The 14,881-nt window shown below is 64.9% G+C and carries 15 protein-coding genes; 12 read left to right on the top strand and 3 right to left on the bottom strand.

Going from position 1 to position 14,881, the window contains the following annotated elements; translation table 11 throughout:
* Nucleotides 1–70: 70 nt before the first annotated feature.
* From E8L99_RS03845 to E8L99_RS03825, 5 genes are all read left to right on the top strand, one after another.
* Nucleotides 71–1,030, top strand: a complete 960-nt coding sequence (locus tag E8L99_RS03845; RefSeq protein WP_137098304.1) for an ABC transporter substrate-binding protein — start codon at nucleotides 71–73, stop codon at nucleotides 1,028–1,030.
* Between the two features lie 66 nt (nucleotides 1,031–1,096).
* Nucleotides 1,097–1,951, top strand: a complete 855-nt coding sequence (locus E8L99_RS03840) for an ABC transporter permease (RefSeq protein WP_137098303.1) — start codon at nucleotides 1,097–1,099, stop codon at nucleotides 1,949–1,951.
* Nucleotides 1,944–2,723 carry an ABC transporter ATP-binding protein gene (locus E8L99_RS03835; protein ID WP_137098302.1) on the top strand — a complete coding sequence of 260 codons (780 nt, stop codon included), beginning with the start codon at nucleotides 1,944–1,946 and terminating at the stop codon, nucleotides 2,721–2,723. The genes E8L99_RS03840 and E8L99_RS03835 overlap by 8 nt, the downstream gene beginning before the upstream one ends.
* A gap of 5 nt (nucleotides 2,724–2,728) precedes the next feature.
* Nucleotides 2,729–3,619: a polysaccharide deacetylase family protein gene (locus tag E8L99_RS03830; protein ID WP_137098301.1), complete on the top strand. Its 891-nt coding sequence runs from the start codon at nucleotides 2,729–2,731 to the stop codon at nucleotides 3,617–3,619.
* A gap of 126 nt (nucleotides 3,620–3,745) precedes the next feature.
* Nucleotides 3,746–4,522: an SDR family NAD(P)-dependent oxidoreductase gene (locus E8L99_RS03825; RefSeq protein WP_137098300.1), complete on the top strand. Its 777-nt coding sequence runs from the start codon at nucleotides 3,746–3,748 to the stop codon at nucleotides 4,520–4,522.
* Nucleotides 4,523–4,526: 4 nt separating this feature from the next.
* Here E8L99_RS03825 and E8L99_RS03820 read toward each other — a convergent pair whose 3' ends face one another.
* Nucleotides 4,527–5,078 carry a CAP domain-containing protein gene (locus E8L99_RS03820; RefSeq protein ID WP_252511252.1) on the bottom strand — a complete coding sequence of 184 codons (552 nt, stop codon included), beginning with the start codon at nucleotides 5,076–5,078 and terminating at the stop codon, nucleotides 4,527–4,529.
* A 138-nt stretch (nucleotides 5,079–5,216) separates the two neighbouring features.
* On the opposite strand from E8L99_RS03820, the gene E8L99_RS03815 reads away from it, so the two are divergent.
* The 3 genes from E8L99_RS03815 to E8L99_RS03805 all read left to right on the top strand — a co-directional run bounded on the left by E8L99_RS03815 (nucleotide 5,217) and on the right by E8L99_RS03805 (nucleotide 7,755).
* Entirely contained in the window at nucleotides 5,217–5,471 is a 255-nt protein-coding gene (locus tag E8L99_RS03815; RefSeq protein WP_137098299.1) for a hypothetical protein, read from the top strand.
* A gap of 230 nt (nucleotides 5,472–5,701) precedes the next feature.
* The gene (locus E8L99_RS03810) at nucleotides 5,702–6,928 is read left to right on the top strand and encodes a glycosyltransferase family protein (RefSeq protein ID WP_137098298.1); all 1,227 of its coding nucleotides are present in this window, start codon (nucleotides 5,702–5,704) and stop codon (nucleotides 6,926–6,928) included.
* Entirely contained in the window at nucleotides 6,925–7,755 is an 831-nt protein-coding gene (locus E8L99_RS03805; protein WP_137098297.1) for a hypothetical protein, read from the top strand. The genes E8L99_RS03810 and E8L99_RS03805 overlap by 4 nt, the downstream gene beginning before the upstream one ends.
* Nucleotides 7,756–7,770: 15 nt before the next feature.
* Here the strand turns inward: E8L99_RS03805 and E8L99_RS03800 are convergent, their stop codons facing one another.
* On the bottom strand, nucleotides 7,771–8,526 hold the full coding sequence (locus E8L99_RS03800; protein WP_137098296.1) for a DUF1223 domain-containing protein: 756 nt from the start codon (nucleotides 8,524–8,526) through the stop codon (nucleotides 7,771–7,773).
* 181 nt (nucleotides 8,527–8,707) lie between these two features.
* Nucleotides 8,708–11,428: an aconitate hydratase AcnA gene (gene acnA, locus E8L99_RS03795; protein ID WP_137098295.1), complete on the bottom strand. Its 2,721-nt coding sequence runs from the start codon at nucleotides 11,426–11,428 to the stop codon at nucleotides 8,708–8,710.
* A 194-nt stretch (nucleotides 11,429–11,622) separates the two neighbouring features.
* On the opposite strand from acnA, the gene ccmA reads away from it, so the two are divergent.
* From ccmA to cobS, 4 genes are all read left to right on the top strand, one after another.
* Nucleotides 11,623–12,225, top strand: a complete 603-nt coding sequence (ccmA, locus tag E8L99_RS03790) for a heme ABC exporter ATP-binding protein CcmA (protein ID WP_137098294.1) — start codon at nucleotides 11,623–11,625, stop codon at nucleotides 12,223–12,225.
* Nucleotides 12,222–12,893: a heme exporter protein CcmB gene (gene ccmB / locus E8L99_RS03785; RefSeq protein WP_137098293.1), complete on the top strand. Its 672-nt coding sequence runs from the start codon at nucleotides 12,222–12,224 to the stop codon at nucleotides 12,891–12,893. Before ccmA ends, ccmB begins: the two co-directional genes overlap by 4 nt.
* A gap of 213 nt (nucleotides 12,894–13,106) precedes the next feature.
* Nucleotides 13,107–13,739: a J domain-containing protein gene (locus tag E8L99_RS03780; protein WP_137098292.1), complete on the top strand. Its 633-nt coding sequence runs from the start codon at nucleotides 13,107–13,109 to the stop codon at nucleotides 13,737–13,739.
* Between the two features lie 140 nt (nucleotides 13,740–13,879).
* Nucleotides 13,880–14,869, top strand: a complete 990-nt coding sequence (gene cobS, locus E8L99_RS03775; RefSeq protein WP_252511251.1) for a cobaltochelatase subunit CobS — start codon at nucleotides 13,880–13,882, stop codon at nucleotides 14,867–14,869.
* The last annotated feature ends 12 nt before the right edge of the window (nucleotides 14,870–14,881 follow it).

The raw sequence follows: 14,881 nt of genomic DNA, 5'->3' as shown, positions 1-14,881 counted from the left end.
CGGGAGCCAACCCCCGGCGTACCCGAACCCTGCCCCATCAGACTGCAACCTCTCGTCCTGGAGTCACGTCATGATCCGTCGTCGTCAATTCATCATCGGAGCCGGCATGGCCGCCGGCGCGCTCGCCGCCCCCTCGATCGTCTCGGCCCAGACACCGCGGACCATCAAGATGGGCGCGCTGCGCCTCATCCACTCGATGCCGCCCCACTTCTACGAGCGCTTCGCGCCCGAGGGCATCAAGATCGAGATCATCACCTTCGACAGCCCGACCGACGGCAAGAATGCCGTCGTCACCAAGTCTGTCGATTTCGGAACCTTTGGCATTGCCGCCGCCATCCTGGGCGCCGCCGCAGGCGAGCCGGTGGTCGTGGTTGGTGCGCTGTCCAACAAGGGCATGGGCGTCATTTCCAAGGCGGGTTCCGATGTGCGCACCGTCAAGGACCTGAAGGGCAAGCGCATCGGTATCTGGCCGGGCTCCACGCAGGAGGTGTTCATCATGGAGCGCCTGCGCATGGAAGGCCTGTCGATCCGCGACGTGACCGCCGTGCGCGTTCCCTTCGGCGAAATGCACGCCATGCTGTCGCGCGGCGACATCGACGCCTATGTCGGCGCCGAGCCGGGCCCGGGCCTGTCGATCTCGTCGGGTGTCGGCCAGCTGGTCGAATATCCCTACGGCACCGCCATGGGTGGCCTCAACATGATCTTCGGCACCCACGAGGACACGGTGAAGTCCAGCCCCGACCTGATCAAGACCATGCTGACGATCCATCGCAAGTCGGTGGAGTTCATGATGGCCAACAAGCAGGTGGTGGCTGAGACGACGGTTCAGAAGCTCGGTGCCAACCGCACGGCGGTCGACCAGGCTCTCGGCGCCAACAATGTCGAATATGTCTGGAAGCTCGACGAGACGGTTCTCGGCCAGGCCAAGACCTATGCGCAGCAGATGCTGTCGCTGCGCCAGATCCGCCAGCTGCCGAACTTCGACACGTTCCTGAACCCGACCTTCTCGAACGCCGTCGCCACGGCCTGACGCCTGCCACAGCGCGCCGCCCTGTCACAGGGGCGGCGCGATCGTTTCAGCAGAGGACCGATACCCATGACGATTGCCGAGACCCAGCCTGTCGCTGCGACCAGCGCAGCGGTACGCCCGAGCGCGGGCTCGGCATTCTGGCGCCGCATCAAGCCGACCGTGCTCGCGCTGATCGTGCCGGCGCTGCTTCTCCTGTTCTGGCAGGTGACCACCGGACTTCGGATGACCCGCCTCATTCCGACGCCCTATGAGGTTGGCGAGTACATGATCGATTTCGCGGTCGGCGGCATCTATGACGACGCCTTCTCCGCAACGCTGCTGCAGCACCTGTTCGCCTCGATGAGCCGGGTCTATGGCGGCTTCGCGCTGGCAGCCCTGTTCGCCCTGCCGATCGGCATGATGATCGGCCGCATCCCCACCGCGCGGATGCTGCTCGACCCCGTCCTGCAGGTGATGCGGCCCATTCCCGTCACCGCGTGGCTGCCGCTCTCGATGATCTTGTTCGGTCTGGGCCCGCGCTCGGCCTTTGCGCTGGTCTGCCTTGGCGCCTTCTATCCGATCCTGCTCAACACGGTGTTCGGGGTGCGCAATGTCGACCCGAAGCTGTTCGAGGCGGCGTCCATGCTCGGCTGCGAGGGCAATGCCCAGTTCTACAAGGTGGTGCTGCCGGCCGCCCTGCCTTCGATCTTCACCGGCCTGAGGCTCGGTCTCGGCCTTGCCTGGTTCGTCATCGTCGTCGGCGAGATGACCGGCGTCCCGCAGGGCCTCGGCGCCGTCATCATGGATGGCCGCACGCTCTCCCGCACCGAACTCGTCATCTGCGGCATGATCATCATCGGCCTCGCCGGCTATGTGTCGGACCGGATCGTGGTGATGATCGGCAATCGCATGCTCGCATGGAGCCCGACCCATCATGGCTGAATCCAAGACGCCGATCGTCGAGATCAAGGGCGTATCCAAGGTCTTCACGTTGCAGGACCAGACGATCAACGCGCTGTCGGACGCGAACCTCACCATCCGCAAGGGCGAGTTCATCTGCCTGATCGGGGCGTCCGGCTGCGGCAAGTCCACGCTGCTCAGGATCATCGCCGGGTTCGAGCAGCCCACATCCGGAGAGGCGCTGATGTGGGGCAAGGCGATCGCCGGCCCCGATCCGACGCGCGGCATGGTGTTCCAGGACTATGCGCTATTCCCGTGGCTCTCGGTCCGCGAGAATATCGGCTTCGGTCCCCAGTCGCGCGGCCTGCCGCGCAGCGTCGTCAAGGAGACGGTCGACAAGTTCATCGAATTGGTCGGCCTGACGAAATTCGCCAACGCCTATCCGCACCAGCTCTCCGGCGGCATGAAGCAGCGCGTGGCGATCGCCCGAGTCCTCGCCAATGATGCCGAAGTGGTGCTGATGGACGAGCCGTTCGGCGCGCTCGACGCGATGACGCGCGAGCGCCTGCAGGACGAATTGCTGGAGATCTGGCAGCGCACCGGCCTGACGGTCGTCTTCGTCACCCATGCCATCGAGGAGGCGATCTTCCTCGCCGACCGGGTGGTGGTGATGACGCCGGGACCCGGCCGGATCGAGAGCGACAACCGGCTGGAGCTGATCCGGCCGCGCGACGTGGCGAGCCCCGAGTTCAACGATATCCGCCGCGTGCTGAGCGCCAAGCTCCATAGCCATCACGGCAAGAAGGCAGCCTGATCCATATGCGTCCCGAAGAGCGTCTGCCCTACTGCGCCTCCATCGACCGGCCGAAGATCCATCTGCCCGGCGGCAAGGCGGTGGCGATCTGGCCGGTGATCAATGTCGAGAACTGGCGGATCGAGAACCCGATGCCCCGGCAGGTGCTGGTGGCGCCCACAGGGGCTGCACTCCAGCCGGATATCGCCAACTGGGCCTGGCACGAATACGGAATGCGCGTCGGCTTCTGGCGCTTCTTCGAAGCCTTCGAGCGGCACGGCATCCGCCCGACCGTGTCGATCAACGGGTCGGTTGTGGTCGATTATCCGCGCATTGCCGGCGCCATGCGCGATGCCGGCTGGGAGTTCATGGGCCATGGCTGGCACCAGGTGCCGACCCACCGGATCGAGGATCAGAAGGCGATGATCCTCAAGACGCTCGAGACGCTCGGCGCCTTTGCCGGCCATCCGATCGTCGGCTGGCTTGGACCCGGCCTCACCGAGACGATGGAAACGTCGGACCATCTGGCGGCTGCCGGCATTCGCTACATTGCCGACTGGGTGGCCGACGACCTGCCGTGCCGGCTCGCAACGGCCGCCGGTCCGGTGCTGACCATGCCGTATTCGGTCGAGATCAACGACGTGCCGCTGATCATGATCCAGCACCACCAGGCGCGCGAGTTCATCGATCGTGCGCTGGCCCAGGTTGATCGACTGATCGCGGAAGCAACAAGCGCCGGCCCGCTGGGCGGCGCGAAGGTCATGTCCTTCGCCATCCATCCCTACATCACCGGCGTCCCGCACCGGATCGGCGTGATCGAGGAGCTGCTCGTTGAGCTCAGCCGCCGGCCCGAAGTGGTGTTCATGCAGGGCCGCGAGATCATGGACTGGTATCTCGCCTCAGGCGATCCGACCTGATCCAGCGCGTAGCATCGAGTTCTCTCGCTCCACCAGCACCTCACGTCTTGCGCTCGCGCAAGGCGTCCAGAACGTCCCGCCACTAGGCTGCATCGTGTTGCTGCACCTGAGCGCGGGAGATTCCTCATGGCCGATCGCATGCCGCTTGAGGGCACGGTTGCCCTGATAGCGGGCGCAGCCGGCGCTATCGGTAGCGCAACCGCCGCGCTGATGGCCCGTCGGGGTGCAGCGATTGTTGCTGTCGATCGGGCTGGTTCCGACTTTGCCGGCGTCAGAAGCCAGCTGCCGGCCGGTGCGCGGCTCGAAACAATCACGGCCGACGTTCGCGACGAGGCCTCGGTGGCCCATTATGTGGCAGCGGCGCGCGCGGCCTTCGGCCGCATCGACATCTTCTTCAACAATGCCGGGATCGAAGGCCTGGTGAAACCGATCGAGGATTATCCGCTGGAGAGTTTCAGGGATGTCATCGACGTCAATGTCATCGGCGTCTTCCTTGGCCTGAAGCATGTCCTCCCCGTCATGTACGGACAAGGGTCCGGCTGCGTCGTCAATTGTTCGAGCATTGCCGGGCTGAAGGGCACCCCCGGACTGTCGGCCTACACGGCCTCGAAACATGCGGTCATCGGCATCACGCGCTCGGTCGCCGCCGAAGCCGGTCCGCGCGGCGTGCGCGTCGTCTCGGTCAATCCCGGGCCGATCGAGAGCCGCATGATGGATTCCATCAATGCCGGCCAGAGCCCGGACCCGAAGGCCGCCCATGCGGCCGTTTCCGCCATGGTGCCGCAGCAGCGCTATGGGCGGGTCGAGGAGGTGGCGGAACTCGTCGCCTTCCTGGCATCCGATGCCGCCGGCTATTGCAATGGCGGCATCTACAGCGTCGATGGCGGCATGTGCGCCGTCTGATCGTTCAGCCAGCGCCTGTCGGCTGCGCCAGCACCATGGCCCAGAACACACGATAGCGTGAGCCTGGCCGATATCCGGTGGCGATGCCGAGCCGGGTGACCTGTCGGTTCAGCAGATTGGCTCTGTGCGGCGGCGAATCGCGCCAGCCGGAGAACGCCTCGGCGAGTGTCAGGTAGCCGGCCGATGTGTTCTCGACCGCAGCGCCATGGCGATAGCCGATGGCATCAAGCCTCGCAGCAACCACGCCGGTGCGCACGCCCACCTGGTCTGCCTGGGTCATGGCGGCGGCCTGGGCCTCGGCTATGCGCATCAGCACGGGATCGACCGAAAGAGGCCCGAGGCCATTGTTCCGGCGATAGCCGGAGAACATTTCGGCGGCCATTGCGGCATCCACCCGCGTCCCGGACTGGGCGAGATTGACGTAGAAGCTTGGCTGCGAGGGTGCCGCGACCGGCGGCGCGGAGCAGCCGGCAAGCACCAGGATGGAGCCGCCGCCGATCAGCAGGGCGCGACGCCCCGGCAGGTCGATCTCATCCTTCAGCATCCGTTCAGCCATTGAACCATTTCCTTGTCGCCAGCCACTCACCGTTAAGCGCGGCAACGTGTCCGTTTCGTTAATCAAACCTGGCAAGGTTCTCTCAACTCTTATGCGAGATGACAGGACCCAGGGGTGCGCAGAAAATAGGGACTAAAGATGGCCTGGTATCGTTGCGAAGCACAGGGTGAGCCGGCAGACGGGCATTTCGCCGTCACGCGGTTCGTCGAGGCCGAGGCGCCGGAAGCTGCAGCACTGACCGTGCGCAAGTCGGTTGGACGCGAGCTGGTGCGCCGTGGCGCCGATCCGCTCAGTGCCGAGGCCTATGTTTCGGTGAAGGCCGTCCTCAGGATCGACGAGGAAGAGGTTCCGGGCATCGCTCCGGACATGATCTGGTCGGCCCGGGCCGCCTGATCCGGCCACCGGCCCCCGCAGGGGCCCTTTCAGCCCACTCCCGGCGATGAACCCGGGCCGCGACCTGCAATCCGCAGGTCTAGCGGCCTGGTGCCCGCGAACCTGCGGCTCGCTCCTGGCCTTACCGCGCTCGGCTGCTTGCTCGTGCAGCGGTACGTTGGTATTCACGGGATGCATTCGGCCTGCTCTCTGGCAACGGGCGATCAGACAGGTCCTCGCGGACGATCATCATGACGCCTCGCGCCACGGCCATCTCGCAGAGCCGCCACATCTATCTCTATTCGCCGATCCCCCCGGAAAAGACGGGAACGGCCGACTATCTGGAGACAGTGGTCGCCGAGATTGCTCTTGGGCTCCTGCCTCGCGACCAGCTGACGATTGTGGTCGACGATTCGATCTCACCTCGCGATCTGTTCGGATTTCGGGTTGTTGGCCTGTCCTTGGTTGAACGCGTGGCCAAGCCCAACGAGACACATGTCTTCTTCCTCGCGAGCAATCCGTTCCACGCTTATGTCTATGCCGCTCTGCGGGATATTGCCGGGCGCGGCGGCAAGATCGTCTCTGTCATTCACGACACGGCCGCCTTCATCATCCTCAATGACATCTGTGCCCGGCAGGCGAACGGATTTGACGACGAGCAATTCCGGCAGACCCTGAGTGAGCAGTTCGGTGATAGTGGCCAGGACATCATCGACCAGCGGCGCCGGGGCGCATTGTCCTATCATTTCGAATACTGGCTTCACTGCCAGTCGCACACGCTCCGCCAGTCCGATGAAATCTGGACGCATAATGCGTTCTCGGCCCTCAAGCTGATCCTGGAATCGCCGCGCGACAGGTTTCCCCGCTTCATCGTGAGCCGTCATCCAAGCCAGGCTCAGACGGAGCCGGACGCCGAGCTTCCCGCGCTCTATCGCAAGGCGCCGGGCAAGGTGCGGTTCGGCATGTTCGGCTGGGTCAGCGCGCCGAAGCGGGTGATCCCGGCGATCCAGGCCTTTGCGATGGCGCTGCAGACGCTGCCCGCCTCGGTCCGCGAGCGGCAGGAACTGGTGGTCGTCGGACACCTGCCGCCATCGAGGGATTATGACCCGGTGGGCCGGGCGCGCGCGCTCGGTATCGCAGACCGCGTCCAGTTCTTCGACTATGTCGAGAGCCGCCATTTCGACGGGCTTTTCCAGACCTGCGACGCGATCCTGAACCTGCGCTACCCCTCCTGCGGCGAGGCGAGCGGCACCTGGGAGCGGGCTGACAATCTCGGGCTTCCGGTGGCCACCTCCGCCTACCAGAGCTTCCACGAGATGCGGTCGGACGTGACCATTCCGATCGATCGCGCGGGCGAGATCGGCGCGCTGTTCGACCTGTTCCGCAGTGGCGCGATCGCCAGGAGATCGACCGCATCCCGTGGATCCGACGGGCGGATGGGCATTGCCGGGCTGATAGAAAGAGAGGCAGGCCTATGAATGTGCTCGCAGAGATGTGGAGCCGCCTGACTGGCCGTGGTGCCTCTGCCGAGGCCGCGCTTGCTGCCGAGGCCAGATCCCGGGAAGAGATCGAGCGGATGGTAGCCGATCTCGGCGCCCTGCGCGACGAGGTGAAGGTCCTGTGGGACTCGCGCAATCAGATGATGGCGCAGATCCTTCGGCTGAAGAGCGAGGTATCCTCCTGTCGCGACCAGATCGCTGCATTGGTCAATCTGTTCGAACAGCGTACGGACCAGATCTACGAAGGCGTCATGCATCGCCTGCCGGCCATGGTCGAGAATGGCCATCTGGTCGTGCTGCCGGCAAGGCCGGACGCAGGCGACGATGCCGAGTCTCAGCGGCGGGAGGCCTGGAAGCAGTTGATCGCCGCCGGCCGCGGCGACTATCTCGCCCCCCGTGAGATCCCATCGCCGCTGACCCTGTCAGGCATGCGCGTCGACCATCGATTGGCGCGGGAGACGCTGGACTTCATCGAGATCTTTGGCGATGAGCCGGGGCTTGCCGTCTTCGGCCCTTCCAAGAGGATGCTGCCCGGCACCTATGTCATCGGGTTCATCTGTAGCGAGGGGACCGGCGGCAATCGCAAGGATGGCAAGGGACCGCACATGCGTCTGGAGGCCGTCGATGTCACGCGCGACATCGTTGTCGGACATCTCGAGGTGGCCGTAACCGCCGATCTCGCGTCCTATGCCATTGCGTTCGCGTGGGACGAGGCCAGTGCCAACTCGGTGATCGAGTTTCGCGTGCGATCCACCGGCAACGGGCCTTCGCGCCTGCACGGACTGACGCTATCCCAGAGCGATTAAGGGATTGTCCGGCGCCTATTGCAGGCGGGCGATGGCCGCGCCGAGCATGGCGCCCGGCCGGCGCGGATTGCCAACCTGAAGCAGGACCACGGCCCGGCCGCAGCCGGATGCAACGCGGGCGCTGCGCGAGACGGTGTAGCTCTGCGCGCCGCCGGTCCATTCGCCAAGCACCGCATGGGACCGCACGACATTGCGATAGGTGACGTGCTGGCCGCGGTTCTCGCCGCGGACAATGTCGACGGTCTCCTGAGACGAGACGCCGAGCAGGATGACGGTCGCCGGCATGTCGGCGCTGACGAGGTCGCCGGTCTGGGTCGGCAGAGACACCGTGATGGTGTCGCCGGACTGGCTGATATTGACCGGCACGGCGAGGACGCCCGGCTGCCCTGACGACTGGGTGATGGCACGGTCGATGGCCGGACGGTCGGAACCGACGACGTGAGCGACGCCATTCACCACCATCTGGGGCGTGTAGACCTGACGGTCGCCACGCATCGCCGCATAGGCCTTCTGACGCTTGGAGTGGATGGGATCGGCGAGCGTGTCGCGCCAGCCGAGATAATCCCAGTAGTCGACCGCCATGGTCAGGGCGATCACGTCGGGACGGTCAGCCATGTCGGAGACGTAACGGTCAGCTGGCGGGCAGGATGAGCAGCCCTGGCTGGTGAAGAGTTCCAGCACAGCCCGCGGGCGGTCGGTGGCAAAGGACGTCGTGGCCCCAAGGCAGACGAGCGCCGCAACCAGCCCGCCCCATGTGAAAGACCCACGCATCACAAACCGCACCCGCTTGCTCGAAAACAGTATCGTTCGGGCTTGTCAGTAATCCCGTTGAAGCCCCGGCGCCACTCACGCTTGGGTGAAAAGCCATGAACCCGGCGTGATTTCAAGGTGATCGCTCAGGTGATGCGAAGAGGGCCGCGGAATGATCCGCGGCCCTTTCGATGTCGGCGCCTCAGGCGGCGAGGTCGCGCAGCACGTATTGCAGGATGCCGCCGTTCTTGAAGTACTCGATCTCGTCGAGCGTATCGATGCGGCAGAGGATCGGGATCTTCTTCACCTTGCCGTCGGCCGAGGTGACCTCGGCTTCCATCTTCTGGCGCGGCTTGACCGTCTCAAGCCCCTTGATGGAGACCGTCTCGTCGCCCTTGAGGCCGAGCGAGTTCCAGGTGACGCCCTCGTCCAGCGTGAAGGGAACGATGCCCATGCCGACCAGATTCGAGCGATGGATACGCTCGAAGGACTGGGCGATGACGGCGCGCACGCCGAGCAGATTGGTGCCCTTGGCCGCCCAATCGCGCGACGAACCGTTGCCGTATTCGATGCCTGCGAAGACCACCAGCGGCACCTTCTCGGCGCGGTACTTCATGGCCGCGTCATAGATCGGCATCTCCTCCTTGGAGGGATAGTGGATCGTGTAGCCGCCTTCGCGGCCGTTCGGACCCATCATGAAGTTGCGGATGCGGATATTGGCGAAGGTGCCGCGCATCATCACTTCATGGTTGCCGCGGCGCGTGCCGTACTGGTTGAAGTCGGCGACATCGACCTTGTGGTCGAGGAGGTACTTGCCCGCGGGGCTTGCGGCCTTGATCGAGCCCGCCGGCGAGATGTGATCGGTGGTGATCTTGTCGCCGAACAGGCCGAGGACGCGGGCCGCCTTGATATCGCTGATGGCGTTGGGCTTCATGCCCATGCCGACGAAATAGGGCGGGTTCTGCACATAGGTCGAGTTGTCGTCCCAGGCGTAGGTCTGGCCGGCCGGAACCTTGACCTTGGCCCAGTTGGCGTCGCCCTTGAAGACGTTGGCGTACTTTTCCTTGAACAGCTTCTTGGTGACGTTCTTGGCGATGAACTCGTTGATTTCCTTCGAGCTCGGCCAGATGTCGCGCAGATAGACGGGGTTGCCCTTCTTGTCGTGGCCAAGCGGGTCCTTGGTCAGGTCAAGCTGGACCGAGCCTGCCAGCGCATAGGCCACCACCAGCGGCGGCGAGGCGAGGTAGTTCGCCTGCACGTCAGGCGAGACGCGGCCCTCGAAATTGCGGTTGCCCGACAGGACGGCGGCGGCGATCAGGCCCTGGTCGTTGATGGCCTTGGAGATCTCGGCCGGCAGCGGGCCGGAATTGCCGATGCAGGTGGTGCAGCCGAAGCCGACCACGTTGAAGCCGATCTTGTCGAGGTCCTTCTGCAGGCCGGAATTCGCCAGATAGTCGGCGACAACCTGGCTACCGGGGGCAAGCGAGGTCTTCACCCAGGGCTTGGACTTCAGGCCCTTGGCGACCGCGTTGCGGGCGAGCAGGCCGGCAGCGAACAGAACGGCCGGGTTCGACGTGTTGGTGCAGGACGTGATCGCGGCGATCGCGACGTCGCCATGGCCCAGATCAAAGTCGCGGCCTTCCACCTTGACGCGGCGGGAGAGCTCGGCGGCCTTCTTGTAGTCCGTCTCCATGGCGGAAGCGAAGCCGGCGCCGACCAGTTCGAGGGCAACGCGGCCTTCGGGGCGCTTCGGGCCAGCCATCGAGGGCACGACCGAGCCGAGATCGAGCTCCAGCGTGTCGGTGAAGACCGGATCGGGCGAGGCCTTGGTGCGGAACAGGCCCTGAGCCTTCGCATATTTCTCGACCAGCGCGATGCGGGCGGTCTTGCGGCCGGACGTGGTGAGATAGTTCAGCGTCTCATCGTCGACCGGGAAGAAGCCGCAGGTCGCGCCATATTCCGGCGCCATGTTGGCAATCGTCGCGCGGTCGGCCAGCGTCATGTTGTTGAGGCCAGTGCCGAAGAACTCGACGAACTTGTTCACCACGCCCTTCTTGCGCAGCATCTGGGTGACGGTCAGCACGAGGTCGGTGGCGGTGACGCCCTCCTTCAGCTTGCCGTTGAGGCGGAAGCCGATGACCTCGGGGAGCAGCATGGACTGCGGCTGGCCGAGCATGGCGGCCTCGGCCTCGATGCCGCCGACGCCCCAGCCGAGAACGGCGAGACCATTGACCATGGTGGTGTGGCTGTCGGTGCCCACGACCGTGTCGGGATAGGCAACCTCATAGGTGACGGTGGTCTTCTTGCCCTTGACGACCTTGGTCGCCTTCTCCTTGCGGGTCCAGACGGTCTGGGCAAGGTATTCCAGGTTGACCTGGTGGCAGATGCCGGTGCCGGGCGGCACGACCGAGAAGTTCTTGAAAGCCTGCTGGCCCCACTTGAGGAAGCGGTAGCGCTCGCCGTTGCGCTGATATTCGAGGTCGACGTTCTTCTTCAGCGCCTTGGCCGAGCCGAATTCATCGACGATGACCGAATGGTCGATGACGAGATCGACGGGCACCAGCGGGTTGATCTTGTTGGGGTCGCCACCGAGCGCCTTCATGGCATCGCGCATGGCGGCGAGATCGACCACGGCGGGAACGCCGGTGAAATCCTGCATCAGCACGCGGGCCGGGCGGAATGCGATTTCCTTGCCGGCCTTGCCCTTGTCCTTCAGCCAGGCGGCGACGCCCTCGATGTCGGCCTTGGTGACAGTCCGGCCGTCCTCGGCGCGCAGCAGGTTTTCCAGCAGCACCTTCATCGAGAAGGGGAGCGCGGAAATGCCGGCAAGCCCGTTCTTCTCGGCCTCCTTGAGGCTGTAATAGACGTAGGCCTTGGCTCCGACCTTGAGCGTCTTGCGGGCTTTGAAGCTGTCGAGCGACATAGGACGATGTTCCCCTCAATCCGAAGGTCGACATCGCACCCGTTGGGCTCCCATCAAATCTGCTTGGCGGGGCGTCGACCGATCGCGCGGGTTATAGAGGGATTCCAATCAACCCGCCATATGGTTAGAAGCATTGCCGTGGTCTCTTTTCTCACCCTTTCGTCGTGCCGCGGCACGACTCCGGAGCACGGCTGATGCGGCTCGTGGCGGAAGGGCTTGCCTGCCTGCGCGGCGGCCGCATGGTGTTCGAGGGGCTTGGCTTCGCGATCGAGGCCGGCGAGGCGGTTGAACTCGTCGGTCCGAACGGGGTCGGCAAGTCGAGCCTCATCCGGCTGATCGCAGGTCTGGTGCGCATTGAAGCGGGGCTGCTGCGGCTCGAGGGCGGAGACGACGAAGCCACCATTGCCGAGCAGGCGCATTATTGCGGCCATCAGGACGCGTTCAAGCCGGCGCTGACGGTTGCCGAGAATATTGCCTTCTGGAGCGATTTTCTTGGCGGGGGCGGCATCGGTCGCGAAGCAGCGCTAGCGCGCCTCGGCCTCGATCACCTCGCCGATCTGCCGGCCGGCTATCTGTCGGCTGGGCAGCGCCGGCGCCTCGCGCTGTCGCGTCTGCTCACGGTCAGGCGGCCGCTCTGGCTGCTGGACGAGCCGATGGCGGCGCTCGACCAGGCGAGCCAGACGGTGCTTGGCGCCTTGATGAGCGATCACATTGCCGCGGGCGGGATGGTGCTGGCCGCGACCCATGGACCGCTGGGCATCCCGGCGCGCCGGCTGGCGCTCGGGCGCGCGTCATGACCGGGCCGCTGAAAGCGCTGTTCCTTCGCGACCTGACGCTCGCGCTGCGCGTCGGCGGCGGCGCCATGATCGGCGTCATCTTCTTTCTGACCGTCGTCACCATCATCCCGTTCGGCGTCGGGCCGGACATGAACCTCCTGGCCCGCATCGGCCCTGCCATCCTGTGGATCGGGGCGCTGCTGGCGACCCTGCTCGGCCTCGACCGGCTGTTCCAGGCCGATGCCGATGATGGTTCGCTCGATCTCCTCATGATGTCAGGCACGCCGCTGCCGCTGGTCGTCGCTGTCAAGGCGCTGGCCCATTGGCTGGCGACCGGCCTGCCGCTGGTGATCGCGGCCCCTGTGCTCGGACTGTTTCTCAATGTGCCGCCGGAGGCGATGGGGGCGGTGGTTCTCACTCTCGCCGCGGGAATGCCGGCGCTCACCTGTCTCGGTACGATCGGCGCCGCCCTGTCCGTGGGGCTCAGGCGCGGCGGCCTCCTGATGGCGATCCTGATCCTGCCACTGACCATCCCTGTTCTGATCTTCGGCGTCGCCGCGACCACGGCCGCGATCGTCGGGCCCCTGCCATTCGGCATGCCGTTCACGGTCCTCGTTGCGCTGTCGTTGATGAGTATCGTGCTCGGGCCGATCGCTGCCGCTGCCGCACTGCGGTTCGGTCTCGAATAGCCGGCCACGAACATTCGGCCTTGCCGTCGGCACCGTCCGAGGCCAGATAGGGGCTCGATCCTTGAAACCGTACCGGGCCGATGGTCCGCAGCTGAGCCATTCGTGCAACCGCGCAGGCGTGTCCGGGTGCGGCTGATTTGCTGCGCTGCATCGTTCGGCTTGCCGCCGTGCAGCCCCGTCTCCATACTTGTTGCCCTGCTTCGCGAAGGCCCCATGAAGACCGCGTCCCCCTATTTCGACAGCATCCGCGTCAAGCCCGAACAGGACCGCCGTGCCAAGGCGCGTCCGGGCGCGCGGATGTGTCAGTTCAAGGGGTGCGAGTGCGAGGCTACCCACAAGGCGCCGATGGGCCGCGACCGCGAAGGTCAGTTCCTGTGGTTCTGCCTCGACCACGTCAAGGAATACAACGCTACCTACAATTACTTCAACGGCATGAACGATGCCGCGGTGCAGGCCTATCAGAAGGATGCGCTGACCGGCCATCGCCCGACTTGGAGCATGGGCGTCAATGCCTGGCACAAGAAGGGCCGGCGGCCGGACGTCCACGCCCATATCGACCCGACGACTGCCGCCGATCCGTTCGGCATGTTCGGCGAGGCAGGCTTCCGTGCGGGCGCCGATCGTCCCGCCGAACCCGAAGGGCGGATGATCCGCAATGCCGAGCGCAAAGCGCTGACGACCCTCGATCTCGACATTCACGCCTCGGCAGACGAGATCAAGGCGCGCTTCAAGGAACTGGCCAAGCGGCATCACCCCGATGCCAATGGTGGCGACCGGTCGCGCGAGGACAAGCTGCGCGAGGTTATCCAGGCCTATAATTATCTGAAGCAGGCCGGATTTTGCTGAGCCTCGCTGATCGGACACATGATGAATGTGAATGGCATTCCCGCAGGTGATGCCCTTCCGGGCGCGCCCGGCGATCTGTTAAGGTCGCCGTCTATCATCCCATGGCACTTCGCCGCGATCCTGCGGCATCGGAGGTTTTCGTGACAGTGCAGCCTGAGAAGGGAACCGGCGTTCCAGATACGACGGTTTCCGTGCGCAAGGTGTTCGGCATCGATTCGGACATGACGGTGCCCGCCTATTCGGCGCCTGCCGAACATGTCCCGGACCTCGACACCGACTATCTGTTCGACAAGCCGACGACGCTGGCGATCCTGGCCGGTTTCGCCCACAACCGTCGCGTGATGGTGTCGGGCTATCACGGCACCGGCAAGTCGACCCATATCGAGCAGGTGGCGGCCCGCCTCAACTGGCCGTGCATCCGCATCAACCTCGACAGCCACGTCTCCCGCATCGATCTCGTCGGCAAGGACGCGATCGTGCTGAAGGACGGCAAGCAGATCACCGAGTTCCGCGACGGCATCCTGCCCTGGTCCTACCAGCACAATGTCGCGCTGGTGTTCGACGAATATGATGCCGGACGCCCGGACGTGATGTTCGTCATCCAGCGCGTTCTGGAAAGCTCGGGCCGCCTGACCCTGCTCGACCAGAGCCGCGTGATCCGCCCGCATCCGGCCTTCCGCCTGTTCGCCACCGCCAACACGGTGGGCCTCGGCGACACGACCGGCCTCTATCATGGCACGCAGCAGATCAACCAGGCGCAGATGGACCGCTGGTCCATCGTCACCACGCTGAACTATCTGCCCCATGACCAGGAAGTCGGCATCATCCTCGCCAAGGCCAAGGCCTTCGCGAAGACGGCCGAGGGCCGCGACCAGGTGAACAAGATGGTCCGCGTGGCCGATCTCACCCGCAACGCCTTCATGAACGGCGATCTCTCCACTGTCATGTCGCCGCGTACCGTGCTGACCTGGGCCGAGAATGCCGACATCTTCAAGGATATCGGCTTCGCGTTCCGGCTGACCTTCCTGAACAAGTGCGACGAGATGGAACGCTCGCTGGTCGCCGAGTTCTACCAGCGCTGCTTCGGCCAGGAATTGCCGGAAAGCGCGGTCAACGTGGCGCTGAGCTGACGAGGAGCAAGC

Origin of the sequence: Phreatobacter aquaticus (genome assembly GCF_005160265.1) — a bacterium.
In the GTDB taxonomy this organism is placed as follows: Bacteria; Pseudomonadota; Alphaproteobacteria; order Rhizobiales; family Phreatobacteraceae; genus Phreatobacter; species Phreatobacter aquaticus.
This window is presented reverse-complemented; position numbering and strand designations above follow the sequence as displayed.

Excerpts from the sequence above, each read along its gene's own strand:
- E8L99_RS03845 (WP_137098304.1), top strand. The coding sequence starts at position 71 with ATGATCCGTCGTCGTCAATTCATCATCGGAGCCGGCATGGCCGCCGGC.
- E8L99_RS03840 (WP_137098303.1), top strand. The coding sequence starts at position 1,097 with ATGACGATTGCCGAGACCCAGCCTGTCGCTGCGACCAGCGCAGCGGTA.
- E8L99_RS03835 (WP_137098302.1), top strand. The coding sequence starts at position 1,944 with ATGGCTGAATCCAAGACGCCGATCGTCGAGATCAAGGGCGTATCCAAG.
- E8L99_RS03830 (WP_137098301.1), top strand. The coding sequence starts at position 2,729 with ATGCGTCCCGAAGAGCGTCTGCCCTACTGCGCCTCCATCGACCGGCCG.
- E8L99_RS03825 (WP_137098300.1), top strand. The coding sequence starts at position 3,746 with ATGGCCGATCGCATGCCGCTTGAGGGCACGGTTGCCCTGATAGCGGGC.
- E8L99_RS03820 (WP_252511252.1), bottom strand. The coding sequence starts at position 5,078 with ATGGCTGAACGGATGCTGAAGGATGAGATCGACCTGCCGGGGCGTCGC.
- E8L99_RS03815 (WP_137098299.1), top strand. The coding sequence starts at position 5,217 with ATGGCCTGGTATCGTTGCGAAGCACAGGGTGAGCCGGCAGACGGGCAT.
- E8L99_RS03810 (WP_137098298.1), top strand. The coding sequence starts at position 5,702 with ATGACGCCTCGCGCCACGGCCATCTCGCAGAGCCGCCACATCTATCTC.
- E8L99_RS03805 (WP_137098297.1), top strand. The coding sequence starts at position 6,925 with ATGAATGTGCTCGCAGAGATGTGGAGCCGCCTGACTGGCCGTGGTGCC.
- E8L99_RS03800 (WP_137098296.1), bottom strand. The coding sequence starts at position 8,526 with ATGCGTGGGTCTTTCACATGGGGCGGGCTGGTTGCGGCGCTCGTCTGC.
- acnA (WP_137098295.1), bottom strand. The coding sequence starts at position 11,428 with ATGTCGCTCGACAGCTTCAAAGCCCGCAAGACGCTCAAGGTCGGAGCC.
- ccmA (WP_137098294.1), top strand. The coding sequence starts at position 11,623 with ATGCGGCTCGTGGCGGAAGGGCTTGCCTGCCTGCGCGGCGGCCGCATG.
- ccmB (WP_137098293.1), top strand. The coding sequence starts at position 12,222 with ATGACCGGGCCGCTGAAAGCGCTGTTCCTTCGCGACCTGACGCTCGCG.
- E8L99_RS03780 (WP_137098292.1), top strand. The coding sequence starts at position 13,107 with ATGAAGACCGCGTCCCCCTATTTCGACAGCATCCGCGTCAAGCCCGAA.